Source organism: Rhodococcus sp. NPDC059234, assembly GCF_042754225.1.
In the GTDB taxonomy this organism is placed as follows: domain Bacteria; phylum Actinomycetota; class Actinomycetes; order Mycobacteriales; family Mycobacteriaceae; genus Rhodococcus_G.
Window position 1 is genome coordinate 1 of the sequence record NZ_JBHZAH010000001.1, and the last position, 25,903, is coordinate 25,903.

The following is a 25,903-nucleotide window of genomic DNA, read 5'->3' on the forward strand; positions in this document are numbered from 1 at the left end:
GCGGTGCGCCCCTGATCAGCCACATGACCGAGGGTACGGGCTGTATAAGAGACAGCCCGTCGCCATTCCCGGCGGTGCCGCGTGCGAGGTTCCCCTCGCCGTCGTGTAGCACTGAGAGGCAGGACCGTCGACGAGGACGGTTCGTGAACGATGGAGTGGAACATGAGCGACGCGGTCTCGATCGGCGACCTGGCCACGGCGGATCCCGCGCAGGTGACCCCCTTCCTCAACAAGGGCTTCGGCGAGATCCTCGGGCTCGAGTACACCGAACTGAGCGGCGACCGGGTGCGCGCACAGTGGGCGGCGCGCCCCGAACACCACCAGCCGGCCGGGATCGTCAACGGCGGTGTGTACTGCTCGGTCATCGAGACGCTCGCCAGCATCGGCGGCGGAATCTGGCTGGCCGACCGCGGCCACGTCGTCGGCGTCAACAACAACACCGACTTCCTGCGCGCGGTCCGCGAGGGAACCCTGTTCGCCGAGGCGACCCCCGTGCACCGCGGGCGCACCCAGCAGCTCTGGCAGGTCGCGGTCGTCGACGAGCGTGACAGGCTGATCGCGCGCGGTCAGGTCCGGCTCGCGAACGTTACCGAAATGGACCGGCTCGGAAGCTGATCCGGCGTCAGTGTCGATCCGCCCGAGGCGGATCGACGCTCAGCGCGGCGCGAGGCTGCGCAGGGCCAGGGCGAGTACGCGCTCCATGTCCTCGACTTCGTAGCCGGTCCCGGGTTCGCACCCTCGGTCGGCGACCAGGTGGTTGGACATCGCCAGTCCGTGGAGCAGGACCCAGAGCAGCGGGCCGACCTCCCGGGTGTCGCCGGTGATGAGGGTGCCGCTCTGCTGAGCCTCGACGACGAGCTCGTCGAAGTACCCGCTGAAGTCGTGGGCGGCGTCTACCAGCACCCGGCTTGGGTTGATCACGTAGTCGCCGCCGAACTCGAGCCGGTAGTGGTTCGGGTACTCCCAGGCGACGCGGACGTAGGCGAGGCAGGCGCGAAACAGCGGGGTGGTGTCGGTCGTGCTGTCCGCGACCGCGCGCTGCATCTCGGCCTTCAGCAGCCCCAGGTTCTCTGCGGCGACCGTGCTGAGCAGGTCGTCCTTGTCCTGGAAGTGGCGGTACGGCGCCGTCCGCGACACATCGGCCGCCGCGCCGACCGCTCGCAGGGTGACGTGAGCCGACCCGCCCCGCGCCAAGAGGTCGCTGGCCGCGTCGATCAGGGCGCGGCGTGTGTCCCGGGTTCGCTCCTGCATTTCCCGAGGATAGAAGGTGGTTGACGCTGTCAACAACCCGCTGCTAGGTTGACGCCGTCAACGTGCGGTGGAACGTCCCGCCGCGCTGGGAGTTTCGGGGGACTGGATGAGTTCGACCTCGCACGCGAATCCTCTCGACCTGCTGCGCTCGGATGTGTCAGCCTGGAATTCCCTACGGGCGGAGCGTGACTCGGGGAGGGTCAGCCTCGTCGACGCCGACCTGGCGGGCACGAACCTGGCGGGTGCAAACCTGGACGGCGTCGACCTCACCGGCGCCGATCTGTCGGGAGCCGACCTCACCGATGCCAGGCTCGCGGCTGCAAATCTGACCTCGGCCGAACTGGTCGGCGCCGTGCTGCTGAGGGCCGAGCTCACTGGGGTGGTCGCTCACGACGCGAACTTCACCGGCGCGTATCTCACCAGGGCCGACCTGCGGAACGCCGACCTGACGATGGCGTACCTGACGTCGACGTACCTCGGGCACGCGAATCTCGCCGGGGCGGACCTCTCCGGCGCGTACAGGACCGGCGCATATCTCGGTGACGTCGATCTGACCGGCGCGACGCTCGTCGGGACGTACCTGGCCAAGGCCGATCTGACCGGCGCAAACATCGCCGATGCGGTCCTCGACGGTGCCGATCTCACAGACGTCACCCTGCCGGACTGACCGGCTGTGACCGGTAGACGTTCGACGGAGGTCCGGCAACAGGTGCATCCGATGTGAAGACCGCCTTGGCATTTCGCGACCGCGCGACCGTCGCCTTGTACGGGACGTCGAACGGCAGCATCGGCGGGCGGGCGGCGGGACTGCCTGTCTGCCGACGGTACCTGGACGCGAGACCGGAACTCCGCGAACAACACCCGTCGTCCACCTCGAGGACGGCGATGCGTCCGTGGTCGTGGGTTCCGCCTTCGCCGCGAAGACCGACCCCGATTGGACGAGGAACCTTGCGCCGTACCTTCGCTGTCGTCATCCTGACCAGGCTGCGGACGCGTCGATGCTGAGAGCCGTGTGGTGGTCCTCGGCTGTGGTCGCGTTGGTATTTTCCGCGTGGGTGGGCACGTCACCGATGGCCGGCGTGTCGTTGTCGTGCTCGAAGAGCGGTGAGCTGTACCTCGACGGCGTCCGATCCCCGTTGCAGTGCGATGACTCGATCGTTCACGTGTTGGGGGTATGGCCCCTGCTCTGCATCGGGCTGTTGCTCGCAACCCCACCAGCGGTGGCGGCGCTGGCACTGCGAGGGTGGGTTTCCTGGTTGGTTTTCGCCGCACTCGTCGGTTTGTCGATCGCTGGGCTGGCGAACTGGTCGTCACACTGGCTGTTGCTGCTCTTCGCTGCTCCCTTGGCGGCCGTTGGACTGGTCGCCGCCACGGTGCAGCAGGCCGTCCCGAGCCTGGGCAGGCCGCAGATCGGTTCGACCGCAGCAAATCCGGAACACGTCACCGCAGGAACTCGGCCGCCCGGTCTGCCAGGTCCAGCACCGGCTGCGGCGCGACGCCGAGGATCACTGTCACCGCCGCACTGACGAAGATCGCCGCCGCAGTCAGCGCGCTCGGCACCACGACCGTGGGCGGATCGCTGGGCGGCTCGGTGAAGAACATCAGCACGATCACGCGAACGTAGAAGAACGCCGCAATCGCGCTGCACACCACGCCGACCAGCACCAGCGGCACCGCCCCGCCGGAGGCCGCGGCCTGGAAGACCGCGAACTTGCTGACGAACCCGCTCGTCAGCGGGATGCCCGCGAATGCGAGCAGGAAGAGCGCGAACACCGACGCGACCACGGGGGACCGGCGTCCGAGCCCTGCCCAGCGGGACATCTCGGTGGCCTCGCCGCCGGCGTCGCGCACCAGGCCGACGATCGCGAACGCGCCGAGGGTGCTGAATCCGTAGGCCAGCAGGTAAAACATCGTCGCCGACAGCCCGGCCCGGTTCCCGGCGATCAGGCCGGTGAGGATGAACCCGGCGTGCGCGATCGAGGAGTACGCGAGCATCCGCTTGACGTCGGTCTGGGTCACCGCCGCGACCGAGCCGACTACCATAGTCGCGATGGCGACCGCCCACAGCACCGGGCGCCAGTCCTGCTGCAGGTCGGGCAGCGTCACGTAGAACACCCGCAGCAGCGCGCCGAACGCGGCGATCTTCGTCGCCGACGCCATGAACGCGGTGACCGGGGTCGGGGCTCCCTGGTACACGTCGGGGATCCACGAATGGAACGGCACCGCACCCACTTTGAACAGCAGGCCGACCGAGAGCAGTGCGACGCCGATCAGGAGCGCGTTGTCGGCCTCCGCGTGGGCCGCGACCACGTCGCCGATGCCGCCGAGCCGGACGGTGCCCGCGTACCCGTACAGCAGTGCGACGCCGTAGAGGAAGAACGCCGAGGAGAACGCGCCGAGCAGGAAGTACTTCATCGCCGATTCCTGGGACAGCAGTCGCCGGCGGCGCGCCAACCCGCACAGCAGGTACAGCGGTAACGAGAGCACCTCGAGCGCCACGAACATGGTCAGCAGGTCGTCGGCGGCCGGGAAGAGCAGCATGCCGCCGACCGCGAGCAGGAGGAGGGGGAACACCTCCGTCTGTGCCACACCGACTTTCGCGGCCTCCCGCTCGGCGACGCTGCCCGGCAGCGCGGAGGCGCGCGGAGCGAACGTGTCCGTCCTGGCGGCGGCGTCCGTGCCGGCCTCGACACCTCGCTCGGCGACCAGCAGGATCGACGCGATCGCCACCAGCAGGATCGTCCCCTGCAGGAAGAGGGCGGGACCGTCGACGGCCACCGACCCCATCACCGCGGAGTGCCCGGCCGTACCGGACGAATGCAGATGCGCGGCAAGCACGATCACCGCGACGAAGGCCGCGACCAGCCCGGCGAGGCTGATCACCAGATGGCTCGGGTAGCGGCCGCGTCGCGGCGCGAACGCCTCGACGAGCACCCCGAGGACGGCGGCGCCGAACACGATCAGCATCGGCGAGAGCAGACCGTACTCGATCGACGGCGTGGGCAGGGTCGCGGTATTCACCGGTACACACCTCCGTGAACGTCGTCGCCGAGACGGCCGGTGCCGGACAGCCCCTGCGGCACCGTCGGTGCGGGGTCGTGCTCACCGATGGTGGTCAGGGTCGCGGTCACTGCGGGATTGACCACGTCCAGCACCGGCTTGGGGTAGAAGCCGAGCAGGATCAGCAGGGCGATCAGCGGGGCGAGCACCGCGATCTCCCGCGGCACGAGGTCGGTGAGCTTCTCGTTGCCCGTCGTCACCGGGCCCGTCATCGTCCGCTGGTACATCCACAACACGTAGATCGCCGCGAGTACCAGCGCACTCGTCGCGACCACCGCGGCGACGGGGTAGCGGGTGAACGTGCCGATCAGGACGAGGAACTCGCTGACGAACGGCGCCAACCCGGGAAGGGACAGGGTGGCCAGGCCGGCGATGAGGAACGTGCCCGCCAGCATGGGCGCGACCTTCTGCACACCGCCGTAGTCGGCGATGAGCCGGCTGCCGCGCCGGGACACCAGGAACCCGGCCACCAGGAACAGTGCCGCGGTGGAGATGCCGTGGTTGACCATGTACAGCACGGATCCGGCCTGCGCCTGACTGGTCAGCGCGAAGATGCCGAGGACGATGAAGCCGAAGTGCGAGATCGAGGTGAACGAGATCAGCCGCATCATGTCGGCCTGACCGATGGCCAGCACCGCGCCGTAGACGATGCCGATCACCGCCAGCGTCACGATCAGCGGCGCGAAGTACCGCGACGCGTCCGGGAACAGCTGCAGGCAGTAGCGCAGCATCGCGAAGGTGCCCACCTTGTCGACGACGGCCATCATGAGAACCGCTGTCGCGGGGGTGGATTCCACGGCCGCGTCGGGGAGCCAGCTGTGCAGCGGCCACAGCGGCGCCTTGACCGCGAAGGCGAACATGAAGCCGAGGAACAGCGCCTTCGCCACCCCGGAGTCGATCGCGAGGGTGCCGGAGGAGACCGCGGCGACGATCTCGCGGAAGTCGAAGGTGCCCGAGGCGAACGGGCTGTCCGGCCCCGCCGTGACGACGTACAGGCCGATGACCGCGGCCAGCATGATGAGGCCGCCGAAGAGGTTGTACAGCAGGAACTTCACCGCGGCGCGGGACCGGCGGGCACGATCCGCGCCGAACCCGCCGACGAGGAAGTACATCGGAACGAGCATGACCTCGAAGAAGGCGTAGAACAGCAGGATGTCGAGCGCCGCGAAGGACACGATCACCATCGACTCGACGATCAGGAACAACGCCAGGTAGACGTGGGTCGAACGCGCCTGCCCCGTGGTCGGGTCACCCGGTTCCGCATCCTTCCAGCCGGCGAGGATCAGCAGCGGCAGCAGGACCGCGGTCAGGGCGACCAGAACCAGCGCGATGCCGTCCAGCCCCAGGGTGTACCGGGTGCCGAAAGCCGGTATCCAGGAATGCGATTCGACGAACTGGTACTGCGCGCCCGACGGATCGAACCGCAACGCCAGCACCACCACCAGGGCGAGCACGACGAGGGAGGCCGCCAGCGCGACCACCTTCGCGATCCGGCGCGCGGCCGCGGGCAACGCCAGCACCAGAGCCGCGCCGGCCAGCGGCACCACCCACAACGTGGTCAGCCAGGGAAAGTGGTTCACCGGACCCCCACCAAGACCATCGCCGCGACGACCACCGCCGCACCCGTGAACATGTACAGGGCGTACGACCGGACGAAGCCGGTCTGCATGCGCCGGAAGCGATTCGAGGTGCCCGCGACCACCGTGGCGACCCCGCCGACCGCGCCGTCGACGCCCCTGCTGTCGACGAACCCGAGCAGTCGGGTCAGGTACTGGCCAGAACGCATGAACACCGCCTCGTTGACCGCGTCTCCGTACAGATCGTTGCGCGCCGCGACGGTCAACGCGGAGACCTCGACCGGCGCCTGCTCCGGAATCGGCGCGGTGCCGTACTGCCGGTAGGCCACCGCGACGCCGACGAGCACGACCGCCAGCGTGGTCACGGTCAGCACCCAGACGGGCAGGACGGCCTCGCCCGGGGCGTGCGCGCCGACGACCGGTTCGAGCCAGTGCTCGAGCGAGGAGCCGACAGTGAACACCGCTCCCGCGGCCACCGAACCCACCGCGAGCAGGATCATCGGTACGGTCATCACGCCGGGGGACTCGTGCGGCGTCGGCGGCTCGTCCGTACGCCAGCGCCGCTGCCCGAAGAACGTCATCAGCATCACCCGGGTCATGTAGAACGCGGTGATCCCGGCGCCGAGCAGTGCGGCCACCCCGAGGATCGCGCCCTTTGCGCCGCCGGCGTCGAAGGCGACCTCGATGATCTTGTCCTTGGCGAAGAAGCCCGAGAACGGCGGAATGCCGATGATGGCAAGGTATCCCAGGCCGAACGTGACGAAGGTGATCGGCATGACGGTGCGCAGTCCGCCGTAGCGGCGCATGTCCGTCTCGTCGTTCATGCCGTGCATCACCGAGCCCGCCCCGAGGAACAGGCCGGCCTTGAAGAAGCCGTGACTGAGCAGCAGCATGATCGCGAAGGTGTAGCCGGCGGGGCCGAGTCCCGCGGCGAGGACCATGTAGCCGATCTGGCTCATGGTCGACGCCGCCAGCGCCTTCTTGATGTCGTCCTTGGCGCAGCCGATGATCGCGCCGAACAGCAGGGTCACCGCGCCGACGATCACCACCGCCAGCTGCGCGCCCGGCGCCAGGTCGAAGATCGGATTGGACCGCACGATGAGGTACACGCCCGCGGTCACCATCGTCGCGGCGTGGATCAGGGCCGAGACCGGCGTCGGACCCTCCATCGCGTCGCCCAGCCAGGACTGCAGCGGCACCTGCGCCGACTTGCCGCACGCCGCGAGCAGCAGCATCAGTCCGATCGCGGTGGTGGTGGCCTCGCTCGCCGCCGGGGCGGCGCCGAAAACGCCTGCGAAGTCGACGGATCCGAAGGTCGCGAACATGATCATCAGGGCGACGATCAGGCCGATGTCCCCGACCCGGTTGACCACGAAGGCCTTCTTCGCGGCGGTCGCCGCGGGCGGCTTGTACTGCCAGAAGCCGATCAGCAGGTAGGAGGCGAGACCGACGCCCTCCCACCCGACGTAGAGACCGAGGAAGTTGTCCGCGAGCACGAGCAGCAGCATCGCGGCGAGGAACAGGTTGAGGTACGCGAAGAATCGCCTGCGATCCGGGTCGTGGCTCATGTAGCCGACCGAGTAGACGTGGATCAGCGAGCCGACTCCCGTGACGAGAAGCACGAAGCACATCGACAGCTGGTCGAGTTGCAGACCGAAGTCCACGTGTAGCTGGGCGGCAGGAGCGGAGCCTGCGAAGCGACCAGAGGGCACGGCAACCCAGCTGTAGAGGTTCTCGTGCAGCGCGCGCTCGGCGTCGGGGCGGCCGAGCATGCCGACGAACATCGCCACCCCCACCGCGAACGAGGCCAGCGCGGTGCCGCAGCCGAGCAGGTGGCCCCAGCGGTCGGTGCGCCTGCCCCCGAGCAGCAGCACCGCCGCACCGAACAGCGGCAGCGCCGGCAGCAGCCAGATCCCCCCGCTCATGTCAGTACTTCAGCAGGTTGGCGTCGTCGACCGAAGCCGAACGGCGGGAACGGAACATGGTCATGATGATCGCCAGGCCGACGACGACCTCGGCGGCGGCGACCACCATCGTGAAGAACGCGAATATCTGCCCGTCGAGGGTTCCGTGCATCCGCGCGAACGTCACGAAGGCGAGGTTCGAGGCGTTGAGCATCAGCTCGATGCACATGAACACCACGATCGCGTTGCGGCGGATCAGCACACCGCCCGCGCCGATGGAGAAGAGCAACGCGGACAGGTACAGGTAGTTGTCCGGGTTCATCGCGTCCCGTCCTCTCCGTGGTCGTCCGGTGAGCTGTGGTCGTCCGGCCCGGGTTCGGCCGGCGTGGCGCGGGTTTCGCGGGACGCCCGACCCGCGTCGTCGTAGGTGCGGCGGCGTTGCAGCACCGCGCTGACCGACGACTCGGCGGCGGTACCGTCCGGCAACCGGGCGGGCATGTGCACCGCGTTGTGCCGGGCGTACACGCCGGGGCTGGGCAGCGGCGTGACCTGGACGCCCTCGCGAACGCGGTCCTGCGCCATCTCGCGCTGGGTCCTGCGCGGCTCGAACCGTTCCCGGTGTGCCAGCACCATCGCGCCGATGGTCGCGGTGATGAGCAGCGCGCCGGTGAGTTCGAACGCCCACACGTAGCGGACGAAGATCAGGTCGGCCAGGCCGGGGACGTTGCCGCCGGCGTTGGCCCGGTCGAGCCCGACGTAGCCGCCCGCACCCTCGGCCGAGGTCGTGAAGGCGTTGCCGAGGCCCGCGATCAGCAGGGTCCCGAATCCGATGCCCACCACCACCGCGGCCACCCGCTGCCCGCGGATCGTCTCCACCAGAGACTCGGAGGAGTCGACGCCCACGAGCATGAGGACGAACAGGAAGAGCATCATGACCGCGCCGGTGTACACGACGACCTGCACGACGCCGAGAAACACTGCCCCCTGGGCGATGTAGAAGACGGCAAGGATGATCATCGTGGTCGCGAGGAAGATCGCCGAGTAGACGGCCTTGGTCGCGCTGACCACGCCGATGGCGCCGATCACTGCCAGCGTGGCGAGGATCCAGAACTGCACGCCCTCGACCGTCGACGTCCGCGTGAACGTCTCGGCGAGCAGGCCGGCGGCGGCGTCGCGGTTCACCGGACCGGACCTCCGCGGTAGTAGTCCTGTGCGGTGGTGCCCGGACTCATCGGGTGCGGCGCCGCCTCCATGCCCGGCTCGAGGGGTGCCAGCAGCCGGTCCTTGTCGTAGATCAGGTCGGCCCGGTTGTCGTCGGCCATCTCGTACTCGTTGGTCATCGTCAGTGCGCGCGTCGGGCAGGCCTCGATGCACAGTCCGCAGCCGATGCACCGGAGGTAGTTGATCTGGTAGACGCGGCCGTAACGCTCACCGGGCGAATAGCGTTCGTCGTCGGTGTTGTCCGCGCCTTCGACGAAGATGGCGTCGGCGGGGCACGCCCACGCGCACAGCTCGCAGCCGATGCACTTCTCGAGCCCGTCCGGGTACCGGTTGAGTTGGTGCCTGCCGTGGTAGCGGCTCGCGGTCGGCGTCTTCTGCTCGGGGTAGGACTCGGTGGCGGGTTTCTTGAACATCGTCGCCAGCGTCACGCCGAACCCCGCGAGCGGGGCGAGCAGTCGGCGGGCGAAGCCCGGGGAGCTGCTGGGTGGGGAGTCAGTGCGCTGCGGCATTGCTGCCCTCCTGAGTGTCGTGGTCGGGGGTCTCGGCGCGGGCGGTGGCGGGGACCAGGGCCCGGCGCCGGCCCGGGGGCGTCTGTCCCGGCAGCGGCGGCACCGGGAACCCGCCCGCCATCGGGTCGAACGGGCCTGGCGGGGGAGCGGATTCGGGGCGGACGGAGCGGCGGCGCAGCAGAACCCACAGCAGTGAGGTCGCGGCCACCGCGACGGCCACCACGCCCACGACGGCGGTCGTGACCCGGAACTGGTCGACCGTCTCGCTGAGTTCGCGGACCGTGGCGACCACCATGACCCACAGCAGCGAGGCCGGGATGAGCACCTTCCAGCCCAGCTTCATGAACTGGTCGTAGCGCAGCCGCGGCAGGGTCGCCCGGAGCCAGACGAACACGAACATGAAGATCCACACCTTCGCCACGAACCACAGCAGCGGCCACCAGCCGGAGTTCGCGCCCGACCACATGTTCAGCGGCCACGGTGCGCGCCAGCCGCCGAGGAACAGCGTGGTGGCCAGTGCGGAGACCGTCACCATGTTCACGTACTCGGCGAGCATGAACATGGCGAACTTCAGCGATGAGTACTCGGTGTGGAAGCCGCCGACCAACTCGCCCTCGGCCTCGGGGAGATCGAACGGGGCCCTGTTGGTCTCGCCGACCATCGAGGTCAGGTAGATCAGGAACGAGGGCAGCAGCAGGAAGACGTACCAGTTGCCCTCCTGGGCGGCGACGATGCCGGAGGTGGCCATGGTGCCGGAGTCGAGGAAGACCGCGGCGAACGACAGGCCCATCGCGATTTCGTAGGAGATGACCTGCGCGGTCGACCGGAGTCCACCGAGCAGGGGATAGGTCGAGCCGGACGACCAGCCGGCCAGCACGATGCCGTACACCCCGACGGAGGCGACCGCGAGTACGTACAGGACGGCGACGTGAAGGTCGGTCAGTTGCAGGGGGGTTCGGGTCCCGAGGATCGAGACCTCCGGACCGAACGGGATGACGGCGAACGCCATGAACGCGGGAGCCGCGGCGATCACCGGCGCCAGAATGTAGATCGGCCTGTCCACGGCCCGCGGGACGATGTCCTCCTTCAGCGCGAGCTTGACGCCGTCGGCGATGCTCTGCAGCATGCCGCGCGGGCCCACCCGGTTCGGGCCGATCCGCATCTGCATCCGCGCCATGATCTTGCGTTCGAGGTAGACCATCGCGGTGGCGGTCAGCATGAGGAAGACGAAGATCGCGAGGGCCTTGAGCAGGATCAGCCACCACGGGTCGTGGCCGAAGGCGGACAGGTCGGTGTAGCCGGTCATCAGCGGGCCCCGCCGTCCGTCACGTCGTCGTCGGCGTGCTTCTCGTAGAGCTGGATCCCGACGACGTCGCCCGCGGCCGCCCCCAGGTGCCGATGCACCTGGGAGCCGGGGGAGTTCACCGGCAGCCACACCACCCGGTCGGGCATGTCGGTGATCGTCAGCGGCAGGGTGATCGCGCCGCGGTGGGTGCTGACCGTCACCAGATCGCTCTCGGCGGCGTCGATCTCGGCGGCGGACCCGGCCGACAGGCGCAGTACCGGCGGCCGGGCCGTGCCGGCCAACTGGGGCTCCCCGTCCTGCATCCGGCCCGAATCCAACAGCATCCGCCAGCCGGCGAGGACCGCCTCACCGGGACCCGGCGACCGCGCCGGTCCCGCGCTCACCGCGGGGGACTCGGGGACCTCGCGGTGCCACGCGCCGAGTCCGGCGAGTTCGGTGCGCGCGGCGGCCGCGTCGGGCAGTCCCAGTCGGACGCCCATCGCCTCGGCGAGCGCGTCGAGCACCCGCTGGTCGGGCATCGATGCGGTGTCGCGGAGGGCCGCGGCGAAGGGACGTTCGCGGCCCTCCCAGTCGAGGAAGGTGCCGGGCTTCTCCGCGACGGGGGCCACCGGCAGTACCACGTCCGCGACCTCGGTGACCGCGCTGTGGCGAATCTCCAGGCTGACAACGAATTCCGCGGCGTCGAGGGCGTTCGCCGCCAACTGCGGATCGGTCAGGTCGTCGATCTCGACGCCCCCGACGACCAGCGCGGCGATGTCGCCGTCCCGCGCGGCCTCGAGGATGCCCGTCGTGTCGCGGCCGGGGTCGTCGGGCAGACGAGTCAGGCCCCAGGCCTCGGCGACCTCGGCGCGGGCGGCGGGGTCGCGGCCGGGCCGGCCGCCGGGCAGCAGGTTCGCCGCGGCGCCCGCCTCGATCGCCCCGCGTTCGCCGGCGCGGCGCGGCACCCAGGCGAGCCGGGCCCCCGTCACGTCGGCCAGCGCGGCCGCGGACGAGAGCGCGCCCGGTGCCGCCGCGAGCCGCTCGCCGACCAGGATCACCGCACCCGGACTTCCCAGCAGGTCGGAGTCGTGCAGGGAGTCCAGGACGGCGGACTCGCGGCCCGGGACGGCCTGCAGCAGGGTCCCCGACAACTTGGTCAGCCCGTTGCTCGCAAACGGGGCGACGGACAGCACCTTCAGCGCGCCGCGGCGGACCGCCTTGCGCAGCCGCAGGAAGACGATCGGCGACTCCTCCTCCGGCTCGAACCCGGCCAGCAGCACGGCCGGCGCCTTCTCGAGGTCCGCGTAGCTGACACCGCCCGCGGGTCCGCGCCCGGCCACCCGGGCCGCCAGGAAGTCCGCCTCCTCCCGCGAGTGGGCTCGGACTCGGAAGTCGACGTCGTTGCTGCCCAGGGCGACTCGCGCGAACTTCGCGTAGGCGTAGGCGTCCTCGACGGTGGAGCGGCCGCCGACCAGCACGCCCGCGCGTCCGTGCGCGGCGGCCAGTCCGCGCGCCGCGACCGTCAGCGCCTCCGACCAGGACGCGACCACCAGGGTGCCGCTCGCGTCGCGGACCATCGGATCGGTGATCCGGTCGGGCAGGGTCGCGTAGGTGAACGCCCACCGTCCCTTGTCGCAGTTCCACTCCTCGTTGACCTCGGGATCGTCGCCCGCCAGCCGGCGCAGGACGGTGCCGCGCCGGTGGTCGGTGCGTTGCGCGCATCCGCTGGCGCAGTGCTCGCACACGCTGGGGCTGGACACGAGGTCGAACGGTCGCGCCCGGAACCGGTAGGACGCCCCGGTGAGGGCTCCGACGGGGCAGATCTGCACGGTGTTGCCCGAGAAGTACGACTCGAAGGGCTCCTTCGCGTAGATGCCGACCTGCTGCAGCGCACCGCGCTCGATGAGTTCGATGAACGGGTCGCCCGCGATCTGTTGCGAGAAGCGGGTGCACCGGGCGCAGAGCACGCACCGCTCCCGATCGAGCAGCACCTCGCTCGACAGCGGGATCGGTTTGGGGAAGGTGCGTTTGACGCCGTGGAAGCGGGACTCGGCGCGGCCGTTGGACATGGCCTGGTTCTGCAGCGGGCATTCGCCGCCCTTGTCGCACACGGGACAGTCCAGCGGGTGGTTGATGAGCAACAGTTCCATCACGCCGCGCTGGGCCTTGTCCGCCACCGGGGAGGTGAGCTGGGTGTGCACGACCATCCCCTCGCCGACGGTCGTGGTGCACGAGGCGAGCGGCTTGCGCTGGCCCTCCACTTCCACCAGGCACTGTCGGCACGCGCCGACGGGGGCGAGCAGCGGGTGGTCGCAGAAGCGGGGGATCTGGATGCCGACCAGTTCGGCGGCCCGGATCACCAGGGTTCCCTTCGGCACGGCGACCTCGACGCCGTCGATGGACAGGGTCACCAGGTCCGCCGGCGCCACGTTGCTGGCATTCGAGCTGTCCGTGACGGTCATCGCGGCCTCCCCCCTGCACCGTTCCCACCGGGGTGACGGGAACCTTCAGCCGGTTGGACCGGATGATGGTTCCCATCACCCGAGACCGGTGGAACGTCGGTGTGCGGCGCGAGGACGGACCGCGCCGGGTCGAACGGGCAGCCACCCGACTCGATGTGTGCCAGGTACTCCTCGCGAAAGTACTTGACGGAGGACGTGATCGGGCTGACCGCGCCGTCGCCGAGCGCGCAGAACGCGCGGCCGAAGATGTTGTCGGAGACGTCGAGCAGTTTCTCCAGATCCTCCTCGCTGCCCTCGCCGCGTTCGAGCCGGTCGAGGATCTGCACCAGCCAGTACGTCCCCTCGCGGCACGGCGTGCACTTGCCGCAGGACTCGTGCGCGTAGAACTCGCTCCACCGCAATACGGTTCGGACCACGCAGGTCGTCTCGTCGAAGATCTGCAGGGCCTTGGTGCCCAGCATCGAGCCGGCGCCGGCGACGTGCTCGTAGTCGAGCGGGACGTCGAGGTGCTCCTCGGTCAGGATCGGGGTCGAGGAGCCGCCGGGCGTCCAGAACTTCAACGTGTGGCCGGCGCGGACCCCGCCGGCGTAGCCGAGCAGTTCGCGCAGCGTGATGCCCAGCGGGGCCTCGTACTGTCCCGGGGTGGTGACGTGCCCGGACAGCGAGTACAGCGTGAACCCGGGGGATTCGACGGGGCCCATCGACCGGAACCAGTCGACGCCGCCCCGGATGATCGGCGGCACGCTCGCGATCGACTCGACGTTGTTGACGACGGTGGGCGCGGCGTACAGGCCGGCCACCGCCGGGAACGGCGGGCGCAGCCGCGGTTGTCCGCGCCTGCCCTCGAGCGAGTCGAGCAGCGCCGTCTCTTCGCCGCAGATGTACGCCCCCGCACCGGCGTGCACCACCAACTCGAGGTCGTACCCCGAACCGAGGATGTCGCGGCCGAGGTACCCGGCCGCGTACGCCTCCGCGACAGCGGCCTGCAGGCGGCGCAGCACCGGCACGACCTCCCCGCGCAGGTAGATGAACGCGTGCTGGGCCCGGATCGCGTAGGCGGCGATGATCGCGCCCTCGATCAGCGCGTGCGGCGTCGCCAGCATCAGCGGCATGTCCTTGCAGGTGCCCGGCTCGGACTCGTCGGCGTTGACCACCAGGTAGTGCGGCCTGCCGTCGCCCTGCGGGATGAACGACCACTTGGTGCCGGTGGGGAAGCCGGCGCCACCCCGTCCGCGCAGTCCGGCGTCCTTGACCATCGCGATGATCTGGTCCGGGTCCGTCGCCAGTGCCGTGCGCAACGCCTGGTACCCCTCGTGTCGCAGGTACGTCGCCAGGGTCCAGGACTCGGGTTCGTCCCAGTGCCGGCTCAGCACCGGGGTGAGCGAGGATTCGTCGCCGAGCGCGCGGGCCACGTGCAGTCCCGCCAGCGTCGCGTCGCCGGCACCGCCGGTGGACTCGAGGGCGCCGGGGCGGTCGTCGGGGAATCCGGCGAGTATCCGCGCGGTCTCGCGGAACGTGCACAGCGGCGCGCCCCGGGTGGGGGTGACCTGTTCGCCGGCGCGCAGCGCGTCCACGATCGCCGTTGCCGACTCTGGTGTCTGGTTGTCGAAGAACTCCCAGTTGACCGTCATCACCGGGGCGTAGTCGCAGGCAGCGTTGCACTCGATGTGCTCGACGGTGACCCGGCCGTCGGGGGTGGTCTCGCCGGGCCCGATGCCCAGATGCTGCTCGACTGCCGCGAGGATCGCGTCGCCGCCCATGGTGGCGCACAGGGCGTTGGTGCAGACCCCGACGTGGTAGTCCCCGGTCGGGTCGCGGCGGTACATCGAGTAGAAGGTGGCCACCGCGGCGACCTCGGCGCCGGTGAGTCCGATTGTGCCCGCGCAGAATTCGACGCCAGCCGGGGTGATGTACCCGTCCTCGGACTGGACCAGGTGCAGCAGGGGGAGCAGCGCGGACCGGGAGTCGGGGTAGCGGTCCACGATCGCCTTGGCGTCGATCTCGAGACGGGCGCGCACCTCGGCCGGATATGACTGCCGGGCACCGGGTTTCACCAGCAGTCCCGGCTCGGTGGGCCTGCGGCCGAACTCGACGAACACCGGCTTCTCGCTCATCGGTCCACCCCGCCCATGACCGGGTCGATACTCGCGACGGAGGCGATGACGTCGGCGACCATGCCGCCCTCGCACATCGCGGCGACGGCCTGCAGGTTGGTGAACGAGGGGTCGCGGAAGTGCACCCGGTAGGGGCGGGTCCCGCCGTCGCTGACCATGTGGACCCCCAGTTCGCCGCGGGGCGACTCGACCGACACGTACACCTGACCGGCGGGCACCCGGATCCCCTCGGTGACCAGCTTGAAGTGGTGGATCAGGCCCTCCATGGAGGTGTCCATGATGTCGCGCACGTGATCCGGGGAGTTGCCGAGGCCGTCGGGCCCGAGGGTCAGGTCGGCCGGCCAGGCGATCTTCTTGTCCTCGACCATGATCGGGCCGGGCCGCAGCCGGTCCAGGCACTGTTCGACGATCCCCAGCGACTGGGTCATCTCCGCGACCCGGATCCGGTAGCGGCCGTAGCAGTCGCCGCCGGTGTCGGTGACCACGTCGAACTCGTAGTTCTCGTAACCGCAGTACGGCTGCGCCTTGCGGATGTCGTACGGCAGGCCGGTGGCTCGCAGGACCGGGCCGGTGATCCCCAGCGACATGCAGCCGGTGAGGTCGAGGGTGCCGATGCCGACGGTGCGGCCCTTCCAGATCGGGTTCTCGTTGAGCATGGACTCGAGGTCGCGCAGTCGTGTCGGCAGGATCTCGAGCAGTTCGCGCACCTTCGCGACGGCTCCGTCCGGCAGGTCCTGCGACAGACCGCCGGGCCTGACGTAGGCGTGGTTCATCCGCAGGCCGGTGATCATCTCGAACACGTCGAGCACCAGTTCCCGTTCCCGGAACCCGAAGAGCATCGCGGTGACGGCGCCCAGTTCCATGCCGCCGGTGCCGAGCGCCACCAGGTGGGACGAGATGCGGTTGAGTTCCATGAGCAGCACCCGCACCACGCTCGCCCGTTCGGGGACCTGGTCGGTGATGTCCAGCAGCTTCTCGACCCCGAGGCAGTAGGCCGTCTCATTGAAGAAGGGGGCGAGATAGTCCATCCGGGTGACGAAGGTGACGCCCTGAGTCCAGTTGCGGTACTCCAGGTTCTTCTCGATCCCGGTGTGCAGGAAGCCGATCCCGCAGCGGGCCTCGGTCACCGTCTCGCCCTCGATCTCCAGGATCAGCCGCAGCACGCCGTGGGTGGACGGGTGCTGCGGTCCCATGTTGACGACGATGCGTTCCTCGCCGGTGACGGCGCCGGGAATCGCATCCCAGTCCTGACCGGTGACCGTGACGGCGGTCGCCGGCCGCTCCTCGGGCGAGGCTCCTGTGGTGACGGGATCTGGCATCAGGTGTACGACCTCCGCTCGTCGGGCGGCGGTATCCGCGCGCCCTTGTACTCGACCGGGATGCCCCCGAGGGGGTAGTCCTTGCGTTGCGGGTGGCCGTTCCAGTCGTCGGGCATCTCGATCCGGGTCAGCGCCGGGTGGCCGTCGAAGACGATGCCGAAGAAGTCGTACGTCTCGCGTTCGTGCCAGTCGTTGGTCGGGTACACCCCGACCAGCGACGGGATGTGCGGGTCGGCGTCCGGCGTCGAGACCTCGAGCCGGACTCGGCGACTGTGGGTGATCGACGTCAGCGGATAGACCGCATGCAGTTCGCGGCCGGTGTCCTGCAGGTAGTGCACCCCGCTGACGCCCAGGCACAGTTCGAACCGCAGGTCCGGATCGTCGCGGAGCAGGCGGGCCACCTGCGGCAGGGCCTCCCGCCGAACATGCAGGGTGAGTTCGCCCCGGAAGACGACGACCTGTTCGATCGCGTCCTCGAAGCTCGTGCCCTCGTCGGCGAGGGCCGCCGTCAGATCGTCCGCGATCTCGTCGAAGTACCCGCCGAATGGTCGGCTTGCACTGCCCGGCAGCGGGATCGGACGAACCAGGCGACTGTATCCGGACGTGTCCCCGGAGCCGTGCACCCCGAACAGTCCGCGCTCGCCGCTCATCGGAGCAGGCCCTTCAGCTCGATGGTGGGGGTCGCCGCGAGCGCTGCCTCCTCGGCCGCCCGCGCCGCCTGCTCGCGATTGACGCCCAACGGCATCTGCCCGATCTTCTCGTGCAGTTTCAGGATCGCGTGCAGCAGCATCTCCGGTCGCGGCGGGCACCCGGGGAGGTAGATGTCGACCGGCACCAGGTGGTCGACGCCCTGCACGATCGCGTAGTTGTTGAACATGCCGCCGGAGGAGGCGCACACGCCCATCGCGAGAACCCATTTCGGCTCGACCATCTGGTCGTAGACCTGCCGCAGCACCGGCCCCATCTTCTGGCTGACCCGGCCCGCGACGATCATCAGATCGGCCTGGCGGGGCGAGGCGCGGAAGGCCTCCATGCCGAAGCGGGCGATGTCGTAGCGGGGGGAACCGGTGGCCATCATCTCGATCGCACAGCAGGCGAGACCGAAGGTCGCCGGCCACAGCGACCCCTTGCGCAGGTATCCGGCGAGGCCCTCGACGGTGCTCAGCAGAAAGCCGCTCGGTAGCTGTTCCTCGAGACCCATGTGCGGTTCTGCTCCTTCTCGCTCGATCGGATGCGGCGCGGTGGCCGCCTAGTCCCAGCTGAGGCCGCCTCGTCGCCACTCGTACGCATAGGCGACCGAGACGTTGAAGATGAACACGGCCATCGCCACGAGACCGAACACGCCCAGCGCGTCGAAGTGCACTGCCCACGGGTAGAGGAAGACGATCTCGATGTCGAAGATGATGAACAGCATCGCGGTCAGGTAGTACTTGACCGGGATGTACTGCCTGGTCGCTCCGCCGGCTCCGCTCTCCGACTGCCCGGACGCTCCGCCCCCCGCCGCCAGCGGGTACGGCGTCGGCTCGATGCCGCACTCGTACGCCTCGAGCTTGGCGCGGTTGTAGCGCTTCGGTCCGACGATCGCCGCGATGACGACCGAGACGACCGCGAAGGCGACAGCGATCGCCCCGAGCACCACGATGGGCAGGTAGAGATTCATCCGGTCGACACCACCTCTCGCCTTGTGGATCGCGACAGTGAAGTGAGCTACGGCACAAGACTACCGGCGAAGGTCGTTCGCGGTGGTGTGAGCGGTGGGCGCGTCGCGCACGAGAATCTCTCGGTGTGCGGGCGAAGAGTCAACGGCGGCAAAGGGACTCCCGCAGCGGCCAGGAGCCTGGCGATCAGTCCCCGAGCCGGGCGCGCAACAACGAAACGACCGGTCCGGTCAGCCGGAGCGGGTCGATCGGGTGCGGCACCGCGGCCTCGGCCCGCGACCAGTCGGCCAGCCAGGCGTCGTCGGGCCTGCCGGTGAGCACCAGGATCGGCGGGCAGTCCTCGATCTCATCCTTGAGCTGCTTGGCGATTCCCAGCCCGCCCGCGGGTACTGCCTCGCCGTCCAGGATGGCCAGGTCGATGCCGCCGGCGTCCAGGTGGGAGATGACGATGGGGGCGGTCGCGACCTCGACGAACTCGAGGTCGGGCAGGTCGGGGTGCGGTCGGGTGCCCAGCGCCCGAACGACCTGCCGGCGGGTGTCGGCGTCGTCGCTGTAGACGAGTACGCGCAGCGGTGCGGTCACGGACTCACCCGGCCCGTCAGCCGGCGGCCTGCTCGCGTTCCTCGCCCGTCTCGACCGCGGTCGGGTCGCCGATCAGGCCGGCGGCTCTGGCGCGTTCGTAGTGCTCCAGGTGCTCGATGGCGTTGCGCGCGAACACCTGCTGCTCGGTCGAGGCCATCTGGGCGCGGCCGCGGCCGACGAAGGTCACCGTCCAGGACAGGATGGTGGAGAACTTGCTGCGGAAGCCGACCAGGTACATCAGGTGGATGACCAGCCACATCAACCAGCCGATGAAACCGGTGATCTCGAGCTTGCCGACCTTCGCAACCGCGCTGAAGCGCGAGATGGTCGCCATCGACCCCTTGTCGAAGTACTTGAAAGGCTGACGGGCGTCGACCGGCTGGCCGGCGACGGTGGCCTTGATCTGCTTGGCGGCGTACTTGCCACCCTGCATCGCGACCTGTGCCAGGCCGGGCAGGTTGTCGAGCGACATCATGTCGCCGACGACGAACACGTTCGGGTGTCCGGGCAGGGACAGGTCGGGGTTGACGTGCACCCGGCCCGCCCGGTCGATCTCGGCGCCGGACTGCTCGGCGAGCTGCTTGCCCAGCGGGCTGGCCTGCACTCCGGCCGACCACACCTTGCACTGGGCGTCGAGCCGGCGCTCGGTGCCGTCCTTCTCCTTGACCACGAGTCCGTCCGCGTCGACGTCGGTCACCATCGCGTTCAGCTGGATCTCGACGCCCATCTTCTCCAGCCGGGCCGCCGCGTTGGCGCTGAGCTTGCCGCCGTACACGGGCAGCACTGCGGGGGCGCCATCGAGCAGGATCACCCTGGCCTCGCTGGGGTCGATCTTGCGGAACGCGCCCTTGAGGGTGCGGTTGGCCAGCTCGGCGATCTGTCCGGCCAGCTCGACGCCCGTGGGGCCCGCCCCGACGACGACAAAGGTGAGCAGTCGGGTGCGCTCCTCGTGGTCGTCGGACAGCTCGGCCTCCTCGAATGCGCCGAGGATCCGGCCGCGCAGTTCGAGGGCGTCGTCGATGGTCTTCATGCCCGGCGCGTAGCGGGCGAAGCGGTCGTTGCCGAAGTAGGACTGCCCGGCGCCCGCCGCCACCACGAGGCTGTCGAACTCGGTGACGGTGGTGCGGTCGAGCAGCTCGGAGGTGACGGTCTGGGCCTCGAGGTCGATGTCCACGACGTCGCCGAGCAGGACCTCGGCGTTGCGCTGTTTGCGCAGCACCAGCCGGGTGGCGGGGGCGATGTCGCCGACCGACAGGATGCCGGTGGCCACCTGGTAGAGCAGCGGCTGGAAGAGATGGTGCGTGGTGCGGGCGATGAGGGTGACGTCCACGTCCGCATGCTTGAGCGCCTGGGCGGCGAACAATCCGCCGAAGCCGGATCCGATGACCACGACTCGATGGCGAGGCGACTGCTCCGACTGGACGCTCATGCGCACGCTCCTCCGCAATGTGGACGTTCGCTCCCACGGTAGTCGCGCGCCCGCGTCGCGTCCCCGCGAACGTCGGTCGGGCGGCGTGTCGCTCGACGGGCGAAGACGTGGCACGATCGCGGAGGTGACCAGCAGACCCACCACGGAGCAGCAGCTCCGCGATCTCGCGCGGCTGCGGCGCGTCCGCGACCGGATGGACCGGGAATACGCGCAACCGCTGGACGTCGAGGCGCTCGCCCGCGACGCGCACATCTCGGCCGGGCATCTCAGCCGCCAGTTCCGGCTCGCGTTCGGCGAGTCGCCGTACTCCTACCTGATGACGCGACGCATCGAGCGGGCGATGGCGCTGCTCCGTCGCGGCGACCTCAGCGTCACCGAGGTCTGTTTCGCGGTCGGGTGCTCGTCGCTGGGCACGTTCAGCACGCGGTTCACCGAACTCGTCGGAATGTCGCCCAGTGCCTACCGGGACCAGGCGCGTCCCGAGGCGGAGATGCCGTCGTGCGTCACCAAGCAGGTGACCAGACCGATCAGGAATCGAGAAGCACAGGTCACGGGCCGCACGTAGCGTGGTGCCCGTGAGCATCACGGTTCACTCCGGTTCCCTCCGCACCACGATCATGGAGACACGATGAGCACTGCCACGAACACGGACACGACGCGGCGAGCGAAGCAGGGGGGAGCGTCAGCCGACCTCAACCCCGCCGACAGCCACGACCTGATCCGCGTGCACGGTGCGCGCGAGAACAACCTCAAGAACATCGACGTCGAGCTGCCGAAGCGGCGGCTGACGGTGTTCACCGGCGTCTCGGGTTCGGGCAAGAGCTCGCTGGTGTTTTCGACCATCGCCGCGGAGTCGCAGCGCATGATCAACGAGACCTACAGCGCCTTCGTGCAGGGCTTCATGCCGACCCAGGCGCGGCCGGACGTCGACGTGCTCGAGGGGCTGACCACGGCGATCATCGTCGACCAGGAGCGGATGGGCGCCAACCCGCGTTCGACGGTGGGCACCGCCACCGACGCGAACGCGATGCTGCGCATCCTCTTCAGCCGGCTCGGGAAGCCGCACATCGGATCGCAGCAGGCGTTCTCGTTCAATGTCGCCTCGGTGAGTGGGGCGGGAGCGATCTCGGTGGAGAAGGGCGGCCGGACCGTCAAGGAACGCCGCGCGTTCAGCATCACCGGCGGCATGTGCCCGCGCTGCGAGGGCATGGGCAAGGTCTCGGACTTCGACCTGACCGCGCTCTACGACGACAGCAAGTCGCTCAACGACGGCGCGCTGACCATCCCCGGTTACAGCATGGAGGGGTGGTACGGCCGGATCTTCCGCGGCTGCGGGTTCTTCGACCCCGACAAGCCGATCGCCAAGTTCACCAAGAGGCAGCTGGACGACCTCCTCTACAAGGAGCCCACCAAGGTCAAGGTCGAGGGCGTCAACGTCACCTACGAGGGCCTGATACCCAAGATCCAGAAGTCGTTCCTGTCCAAGGACCGTGAGGCGATGCAGCCGCACATCCGGGCGTTCGTCGACCGCGCGATCACCTTCCAGACCTGTCCCGACTGCGAGGGCACCCGCCTGAGCGCGGAGGCCCGGTCGTCGAAGATCGACGGGGTCAGCATCGCCGACGTCTGTGCCATGCAGATCAGCGACCTCGCCGACTGGGTGCGCGGCCTGGACGAGCCGTCGGCGGCGCCGCTGCTGAAGGCCCTGGGCGACACCCTCGACTCGTTCGTCGAGATCGGGCTCGGCTACCTCAGCCTCGACCGCCCGGCCGGCACCCTGTCCGGGGGAGAGGCGCAGCGCACCAAGCTGATTCGGCACCTCGGGTCGTCGCTGACGGATGTCACCTACGTTTTCGACGAGCCGACCATCGGCCTGCACCCACACGACATCGCGCGGATGAACGACCTGCTGCTGCAGTTGCGGGACAAGGGCAACACGGTGCTGGTCGTCGAGCACAAGCCGGAGGCCATCGAGATCGCCGACCACGTCGTCGACCTCGGCCCGCGCGCAGGCACCGAGGGCGGCGAGATCGTCTTCGAGGGCACCGTCGACGAGCTCCGATCGAGCGGCACCCTCACCGGGAAGCATCTCGACGACCGGGCGACGCTCAAGCCGTCGTTCCGCACGTCCACCGGTGCCCTGGAGGTCCGCGGCGCCGACACCCACAACCTCCAGGACGTCGACGTCGACATCCCGCTCGGGGTTCTCGCGGTGGTGACCGGCGTGGCCGGGTCGGGCAAGAGTTCCCTGATCGCCGGCTCGGTGGCCAGGCGGGACGGCGTGGTGTCGATCGACCAGGGCGCGATCAAGGGTTCGCGGCGCAGCAACCCGGCGACCTACACCGGACTGCTCGACCCGATCCGCAAGGCGTTCGCGAAGGTCAACGGCGTCAAGCCCGGCCTGTTCAGCGCGAACTCCGAGGGTGCCTGCCCCAACTGCAACGGCGCGGGCGTCGTGTACTCAGACCTGGCGATGATGGGCGGCGTCTCCGCCCCCTGCGAGGTGTGCGAGGGCAAGCGGTTCCAGGCCGAGGTCCTGGACTACCACTTCGGCGGCAAGAACATCGCCGAGGTGCTCGGGATGTCCGTGGCGCAGGCCGAGGAGTTCTTCGGCGGCGGCGGGCAGGTGCGCAGCGACCGGGGGAATGTCGCCGGCGGGCAGGAGCGCAGCGACGGGGGGAATGTCGCCGGCGATGCGAAACTCCCGGCGGCGCACAAGATCCTGGCGCGGCTGGCGGACGTCGGACTCGGCTACATCAAGATCGGACAGCCGCTGACCACCCTCTCCGGCGGTGAACGCCAGCGCCTCAAGCTCGCCACCCACATGGGGGAGAAGGGGGACGTCTACATCCTCGACGAGCCCACCACCGGTCTGCATCTCGCCGACGTCGAGAACCTGCTCGGCCTGCTCGATCGGCTCGTCGACTCCGGCAAGTCGGTGATCGTCATCGAGCACCACCAGGCCGTGATGGCGCACGCCGACTGGATCATCGACCTCGGTCCCGGGGCCGGTCACGACGGTGGCCGGGTCGTCTTCGAGGGCACACCCGCGGACCTGGTCGCGGCCCGGTCCACCCTCACCGGCGAGCACCTCGCGGCCTACGTGGGGAGCTGACCGGACCTCGCGGGGAATCCTTCGTGCGGGAAATATCACTGTCTGGAAAGTAGATATGTGATGAGTTCTTGTGATTCTCTTTAATCTCCATCCCTGTGAGATAAAGAGGAGGGCTGCCGCTGTGAGTGGGCATGTCCGTGCGCGAGTTGACAAGTACTTCGACGACGTCGTGCATCGCAACGCCGGTGAGCCTGAGTTCCACCAGGCGGTCGCCGAGGTCTTCGAGTCGCTCACGGTTGTGCTCGAGCGGCACCCGAACTACGCCGACGGTGCACTGATCGAGCGTCTCTGCGAGCCGGAGCGTCAGATCATCTTCCGGGTGCCGTGGACCGACGACAACGGAAACGTGCACGTCAACCGTGGATTCCGGGTCCAGTACAACAGCGTCCTCGGCCCCTACAAGGGCGGCCTGCGCTTCCACCCCAGCGTCAACCTCGGCATCGTGAAGTTCCTCGGCTTCGAGCAGATCTTCAAGAACGCTCTCACCGGCCTGCCCATCGGCGGCGGCAAGGGCGGCTCGGACTTCGACCCCAAGGGTCGGTCCGAGGCCGAGATCATGCGCTTCTGCCAGTCCTTCATGACCGAGCTGCACCGCCACGTGGGCGAGTACACGGACGTCCCCGCCGGTGACATCGGCGTCGGCGGCCGCGAGATCGGTTACCTGTTCGGCCAGTACAAGCGCCTCAACAACTCGTACGAGTCGGGTGTGCTCACTGGCAAGGGCCTGACCTGGGGCGGTTCGCAGGTACGCAAGGAGGCGACCGGCTACGGCGCCGCGTACTTCGTCGCCGAGATGCTCAAGACCGCGGGCACGAGCCTCGAGGGTCGCCGCGTCGTGGTCTCCGGTTCCGGCAACGTCGCGATCTACGCGATCGAGAAGGTGCACCAGCTCGGCGGCACCGTGGTCGCCTGCTCGGACTCGGCCGGCTACATCGTGGACGAGAACGGCATCGACCTCGAGCTCCTCAAGGAGATCAAGGAGGTGCGGCGCGGCCGGATCTGTGACTACACCGACACGGTCACGTCGGCCAAGTACGTCGCGGGCGGCTCGATCTGGGACGTCCCCTGTGACGTCGCGATCCCGTCGGCAACCCAGAACGAGCTCGACGAGAAGGCCGCGCTGACCCTGGTGGAGAACGGCGTCAAGGTCGTCGCCGAGGGCGCGAACATGCCCACCACCCCCGAGGCGCTCAAGGTGCTGCGCGGCGCCGGCGTCGCGTTCGCGCCCGGCAAGGCCGCGAATGCGGGTGGCGTGGCGACGTCCGCGCTCGAGATGCAGCAGAACGCCTCGCGCGACTCCTGGGACTTCGACTACACCGATCAGCGCCTGTCGAAGATCATGCGCGACATCCACGATCGCTGTGTCACCACCGCGGACGAGTACGGCAAGCCGGGGGACTACGTGCTCGGCGCCAACATCGCCGGTTTCGTGAAGGTCGCCGACGCGATGTTCGCGCTCGGCGTCATCTGATTCACCGTCCCGCGTTCCGGCGGAGCGTCGCCGCGGTCTCGGGATTCGCCGGATAGAACGTCTCGATCGCCAGCTCGGCGACCGTGACGTCCAGCGGCGTCCCGAACACCGTGGTGGTACTGAGGAACGCGAGTTCGCCTGCGGCAGTGGCGAACCTGATAGGCACCACGAGGGCGCCGGGCACCAGCCCGGCGCCCTCGTGGCATTCGGGTGCGCCGTCGCCGTTGTCGGACGGGTACCGGGACAGCTCCGCGGCGAGCTCGCGCAGAGCCGGGTCCCCGGTGGCCGCGATCTGGCTGTCGAGCCGATGCAACAGGTGCGCCCGCCACTGCGCGAGATTGACGATCCGGGGCGCCATCCCGTCCGGGTGCAGACTCAGCCGCAGCACGTTGACGGGCGGTTCGAGCAGGTGCGCGGCGCAGCCGTCGGTGAACAGGGCCACCGCGGCGTTGCCGTCGACCATGGTCCAGTGCCGGTCCACCACGACCGTGGGATTGGGCAGTTGCGCCTCGAGGATCTGGCCGACGGCCGCAGCGATCGCCGCCATCGGAACCGCGGAGAGCGAGTGCTCGGGGTAGGCGGGCGCGAAACCGCCGGCGAGCAGCAGCGTATTGCGTTCGCGCAGCGGAATGTCGAGCTGGTCGCTCAGCCGGAGCAGCATGGTCCTCGTCGGTCTCGAGCGGCCGGTCTCGAGGAAGCTGACGTGCCGGGGCGAGACCCCGGCCTGGTTCGCGAGGTCGAGCTGGCTCAACCTGCGGCGTTCTCGCCAGGACCGCAGCAGCGTGCCGACCGGTTGCGGGGAATCGACCAGGGTGCTCATGTCGTCACCCTAGGGCGCCGGCGGAAGGGTCACCATTACCTCCCGGGTAATCGACGTGCCGCGGAGTTCGTCGCAGTCTTGTGGTGTCCGAACGGCCACCGGGCCGCGGAACGAGAGGGAGAGACG

23 protein-coding genes are annotated in these 25,903 nt (G+C 69.2%); 6 read left to right on the forward strand and 17 right to left on the reverse strand.

Annotated elements, in window-relative coordinates; all coding sequences use genetic code 11:
* Nucleotides 1–162 precede the first annotated feature (162 nt).
* Nucleotides 163–615 (forward strand): PaaI family thioesterase, encoded by a 453-nt coding sequence (locus ACFXGJ_RS00005; RefSeq protein ID WP_378615155.1) that lies wholly within the window; start codon nt 163–165, stop codon nt 613–615.
* A 39-nt stretch (nt 616–654) separates the two neighbouring features.
* Here ACFXGJ_RS00005 and ACFXGJ_RS00010 read toward each other — a convergent pair whose 3' ends face one another.
* Entirely contained in the window at nt 655–1,251 is a 597-nt protein-coding gene (locus ACFXGJ_RS00010; RefSeq protein WP_378615157.1) for a TetR/AcrR family transcriptional regulator, read from the reverse strand.
* Nucleotides 1,252–1,357: 106 nt separating this feature from the next.
* Here ACFXGJ_RS00010 and ACFXGJ_RS00015 point away from each other — a divergent pair, with 106 nt between their 5' ends.
* Both ACFXGJ_RS00015 and ACFXGJ_RS00020 read left to right on the forward strand, forming a co-directional pair.
* Nucleotides 1,358–1,918 carry a pentapeptide repeat-containing protein gene (locus ACFXGJ_RS00015; RefSeq protein WP_378615159.1) on the forward strand — a complete coding sequence of 187 codons (561 nt, stop codon included), beginning with the start codon at nt 1,358–1,360 and terminating at the stop codon, nt 1,916–1,918.
* Between the two features lie 70 nt (nt 1,919–1,988).
* Nucleotides 1,989–2,777 carry a nitroreductase/quinone reductase family protein gene (locus tag ACFXGJ_RS00020; RefSeq protein ID WP_378615346.1) on the forward strand — a complete coding sequence of 263 codons (789 nt, stop codon included), beginning with the start codon at nt 1,989–1,991 and terminating at the stop codon, nt 2,775–2,777.
* Here the strand turns inward: ACFXGJ_RS00020 and nuoN are convergent.
* The 15 genes from nuoN to ACFXGJ_RS00095 all read right to left on the reverse strand — a co-directional run bounded on the left by nuoN (nt 2,692) and on the right by ACFXGJ_RS00095 (nt 20,371).
* On the reverse strand, nt 2,692–4,272 hold the full coding sequence (gene nuoN / locus ACFXGJ_RS00025; protein WP_378615161.1) for an NADH-quinone oxidoreductase subunit NuoN: 1,581 nt from the start codon (nt 4,270–4,272) through the stop codon (nt 2,692–2,694). The two genes, ACFXGJ_RS00020 and nuoN, sit on opposite strands and share 86 nt — an antisense overlap.
* A complete protein-coding gene (locus tag ACFXGJ_RS00030) occupies nt 4,269–5,891 on the reverse strand; it encodes an NADH-quinone oxidoreductase subunit M (RefSeq protein ID WP_378615163.1) in 1,623 nt (540 codons plus the stop codon). The genes nuoN and ACFXGJ_RS00030 overlap by 4 nt, the downstream gene beginning before the upstream one ends.
* The gene (gene nuoL / locus ACFXGJ_RS00035) at nt 5,888–7,813 is read right to left on the reverse strand and encodes an NADH-quinone oxidoreductase subunit L (protein ID WP_378615165.1); all 1,926 of its coding nucleotides are present in this window, start codon (nt 7,811–7,813) and stop codon (nt 5,888–5,890) included. The genes ACFXGJ_RS00030 and nuoL overlap by 4 nt, the downstream gene beginning before the upstream one ends.
* 1 nt (nt 7,814) lies before the next feature.
* Nucleotides 7,815–8,114 (reverse strand): NADH-quinone oxidoreductase subunit NuoK, encoded by a 300-nt coding sequence (gene nuoK, locus ACFXGJ_RS00040; protein ID WP_378615167.1) that lies wholly within the window; start codon nt 8,112–8,114, stop codon nt 7,815–7,817.
* Nucleotides 8,111–8,974 carry an NADH-quinone oxidoreductase subunit J gene (locus tag ACFXGJ_RS00045; RefSeq protein ID WP_378615169.1) on the reverse strand — a complete coding sequence of 288 codons (864 nt, stop codon included), beginning with the start codon at nt 8,972–8,974 and terminating at the stop codon, nt 8,111–8,113. Before ACFXGJ_RS00045 ends, nuoK begins: the two co-directional genes overlap by 4 nt.
* Entirely contained in the window at nt 8,971–9,522 is a 552-nt protein-coding gene (nuoI, locus tag ACFXGJ_RS00050) for an NADH-quinone oxidoreductase subunit NuoI (RefSeq protein WP_378615171.1), read from the reverse strand. Before nuoI ends, ACFXGJ_RS00045 begins: the two co-directional genes overlap by 4 nt.
* Complete coding sequence (nuoH, locus tag ACFXGJ_RS00055) at nt 9,506–10,828, reverse strand: NADH-quinone oxidoreductase subunit NuoH (RefSeq protein ID WP_378615173.1); 1,323 nt, start codon at nt 10,826–10,828, stop codon at nt 9,506–9,508. Before nuoH ends, nuoI begins: the two co-directional genes overlap by 17 nt.
* Entirely contained in the window at nt 10,828–13,269 is a 2,442-nt protein-coding gene (locus ACFXGJ_RS00060) for an NADH-quinone oxidoreductase subunit G (RefSeq protein ID WP_378615175.1), read from the reverse strand. The genes nuoH and ACFXGJ_RS00060 overlap by 1 nt, the downstream gene beginning before the upstream one ends.
* On the reverse strand, nt 13,266–15,383 hold the full coding sequence (nuoF, locus tag ACFXGJ_RS00065) for an NADH-quinone oxidoreductase subunit NuoF (protein ID WP_378615177.1): 2,118 nt from the start codon (nt 15,381–15,383) through the stop codon (nt 13,266–13,268). The genes ACFXGJ_RS00060 and nuoF overlap by 4 nt, the downstream gene beginning before the upstream one ends.
* Nucleotides 15,380–16,702: an NADH dehydrogenase (quinone) subunit D gene (nuoD, locus tag ACFXGJ_RS00070; protein WP_378615179.1), complete on the reverse strand. Its 1,323-nt coding sequence runs from the start codon at nt 16,700–16,702 to the stop codon at nt 15,380–15,382. Before nuoD ends, nuoF begins: the two co-directional genes overlap by 4 nt.
* Complete coding sequence (locus ACFXGJ_RS00075; RefSeq protein ID WP_378615181.1) at nt 16,702–17,352, reverse strand: NADH-quinone oxidoreductase subunit C; 651 nt, start codon at nt 17,350–17,352, stop codon at nt 16,702–16,704. Before ACFXGJ_RS00075 ends, nuoD begins: the two co-directional genes overlap by 1 nt.
* Nucleotides 17,349–17,903 (reverse strand): NuoB/complex I 20 kDa subunit family protein, encoded by a 555-nt coding sequence (locus ACFXGJ_RS00080; protein ID WP_378615183.1) that lies wholly within the window; start codon nt 17,901–17,903, stop codon nt 17,349–17,351. Before ACFXGJ_RS00080 ends, ACFXGJ_RS00075 begins: the two co-directional genes overlap by 4 nt.
* Nucleotides 17,904–17,951: 48 nt before the next feature.
* Nucleotides 17,952–18,362, reverse strand: coding sequence for an NADH-quinone oxidoreductase subunit A (locus tag ACFXGJ_RS00085; protein ID WP_378615185.1), 411 nt, complete (start codon nt 18,360–18,362; stop codon nt 17,952–17,954).
* Between the two features lie 184 nt (nt 18,363–18,546).
* Nucleotides 18,547–18,942: a hypothetical protein gene (locus tag ACFXGJ_RS00090; RefSeq protein ID WP_378615187.1), complete on the reverse strand. Its 396-nt coding sequence runs from the start codon at nt 18,940–18,942 to the stop codon at nt 18,547–18,549.
* A 16-nt stretch (nt 18,943–18,958) separates the two neighbouring features.
* Nucleotides 18,959–20,371, reverse strand: a complete 1,413-nt coding sequence (locus tag ACFXGJ_RS00095; protein WP_378615189.1) for an NAD(P)/FAD-dependent oxidoreductase — start codon at nt 20,369–20,371, stop codon at nt 18,959–18,961.
* Nucleotides 20,372–20,495: 124 nt separating this feature from the next.
* On the opposite strand from ACFXGJ_RS00095, the gene ACFXGJ_RS00100 reads away from it, so the two are divergent.
* From ACFXGJ_RS00100 to gdhA, 3 genes are all read left to right on the forward strand, one after another.
* The gene (locus ACFXGJ_RS00100) at nt 20,496–20,936 is read left to right on the forward strand and encodes a helix-turn-helix transcriptional regulator (protein ID WP_378615191.1); all 441 of its coding nucleotides are present in this window, start codon (nt 20,496–20,498) and stop codon (nt 20,934–20,936) included.
* 63 nt (nt 20,937–20,999) lie between these two features.
* Nucleotides 21,000–23,486 (forward strand): ATP-binding cassette domain-containing protein, encoded by a 2,487-nt coding sequence (locus tag ACFXGJ_RS00105; RefSeq protein ID WP_378615193.1) that lies wholly within the window; start codon nt 21,000–21,002, stop codon nt 23,484–23,486.
* 121 nt (nt 23,487–23,607) lie between these two features.
* The gene (gdhA, locus tag ACFXGJ_RS00110; protein ID WP_378615195.1) at nt 23,608–24,957 is read left to right on the forward strand and encodes an NADP-specific glutamate dehydrogenase; all 1,350 of its coding nucleotides are present in this window, start codon (nt 23,608–23,610) and stop codon (nt 24,955–24,957) included.
* A 1-nt stretch (nt 24,958) separates the two neighbouring features.
* Here gdhA and ACFXGJ_RS00115 read toward each other — a convergent pair whose 3' ends face one another.
* Nucleotides 24,959–25,777 (reverse strand): helix-turn-helix domain-containing protein, encoded by an 819-nt coding sequence (locus tag ACFXGJ_RS00115; protein ID WP_378615197.1) that lies wholly within the window; start codon nt 25,775–25,777, stop codon nt 24,959–24,961.
* Between the last annotated feature and the right edge of the window lie 126 nt (nt 25,778–25,903).

Coding starts and splice junctions, on each gene's coding strand:
- ACFXGJ_RS00060 (WP_378615175.1), bottom strand. CDS start 13,269: ATGACCGTCACGGACAGCTCGAATGCCAGCAACGTGGCGCCGGCGGAC.
- nuoL (WP_378615165.1), bottom strand. CDS start 7,813: ATGAGCGGGGGGATCTGGCTGCTGCCGGCGCTGCCGCTGTTCGGTGCG.
- ACFXGJ_RS00005 (WP_378615155.1), top strand. CDS start 163: ATGAGCGACGCGGTCTCGATCGGCGACCTGGCCACGGCGGATCCCGCG.
- ACFXGJ_RS00105 (WP_378615193.1), top strand. CDS start 21,000: ATGAGCACTGCCACGAACACGGACACGACGCGGCGAGCGAAGCAGGGG.
- ACFXGJ_RS00115 (WP_378615197.1), bottom strand. CDS start 25,777: ATGAGCACCCTGGTCGATTCCCCGCAACCGGTCGGCACGCTGCTGCGG.
- ACFXGJ_RS00010 (WP_378615157.1), bottom strand. CDS start 1,251: ATGCAGGAGCGAACCCGGGACACACGCCGCGCCCTGATCGACGCGGCC.
- nuoI (WP_378615171.1), bottom strand. CDS start 9,522: ATGCCGCAGCGCACTGACTCCCCACCCAGCAGCTCCCCGGGCTTCGCC.
- nuoF (WP_378615177.1), bottom strand. CDS start 15,383: ATGAGCGAGAAGCCGGTGTTCGTCGAGTTCGGCCGCAGGCCCACCGAG.
- ACFXGJ_RS00095 (WP_378615189.1), bottom strand. CDS start 20,371: ATGAGCGTCCAGTCGGAGCAGTCGCCTCGCCATCGAGTCGTGGTCATC.
- nuoD (WP_378615179.1), bottom strand. CDS start 16,702: ATGCCAGATCCCGTCACCACAGGAGCCTCGCCCGAGGAGCGGCCGGCG.
- ACFXGJ_RS00015 (WP_378615159.1), top strand. CDS start 1,358: ATGAGTTCGACCTCGCACGCGAATCCTCTCGACCTGCTGCGCTCGGAT.
- ACFXGJ_RS00080 (WP_378615183.1), bottom strand. CDS start 17,903: ATGGGTCTCGAGGAACAGCTACCGAGCGGCTTTCTGCTGAGCACCGTC.
- ACFXGJ_RS00075 (WP_378615181.1), bottom strand. CDS start 17,352: ATGAGCGGCGAGCGCGGACTGTTCGGGGTGCACGGCTCCGGGGACACG.
- nuoH (WP_378615173.1), bottom strand. CDS start 10,828: ATGACCGGCTACACCGACCTGTCCGCCTTCGGCCACGACCCGTGGTGG.
- ACFXGJ_RS00085 (WP_378615185.1), bottom strand. CDS start 18,362: ATGAATCTCTACCTGCCCATCGTGGTGCTCGGGGCGATCGCTGTCGCC.
- nuoK (WP_378615167.1), bottom strand. CDS start 8,114: ATGAACCCGGACAACTACCTGTACCTGTCCGCGTTGCTCTTCTCCATC.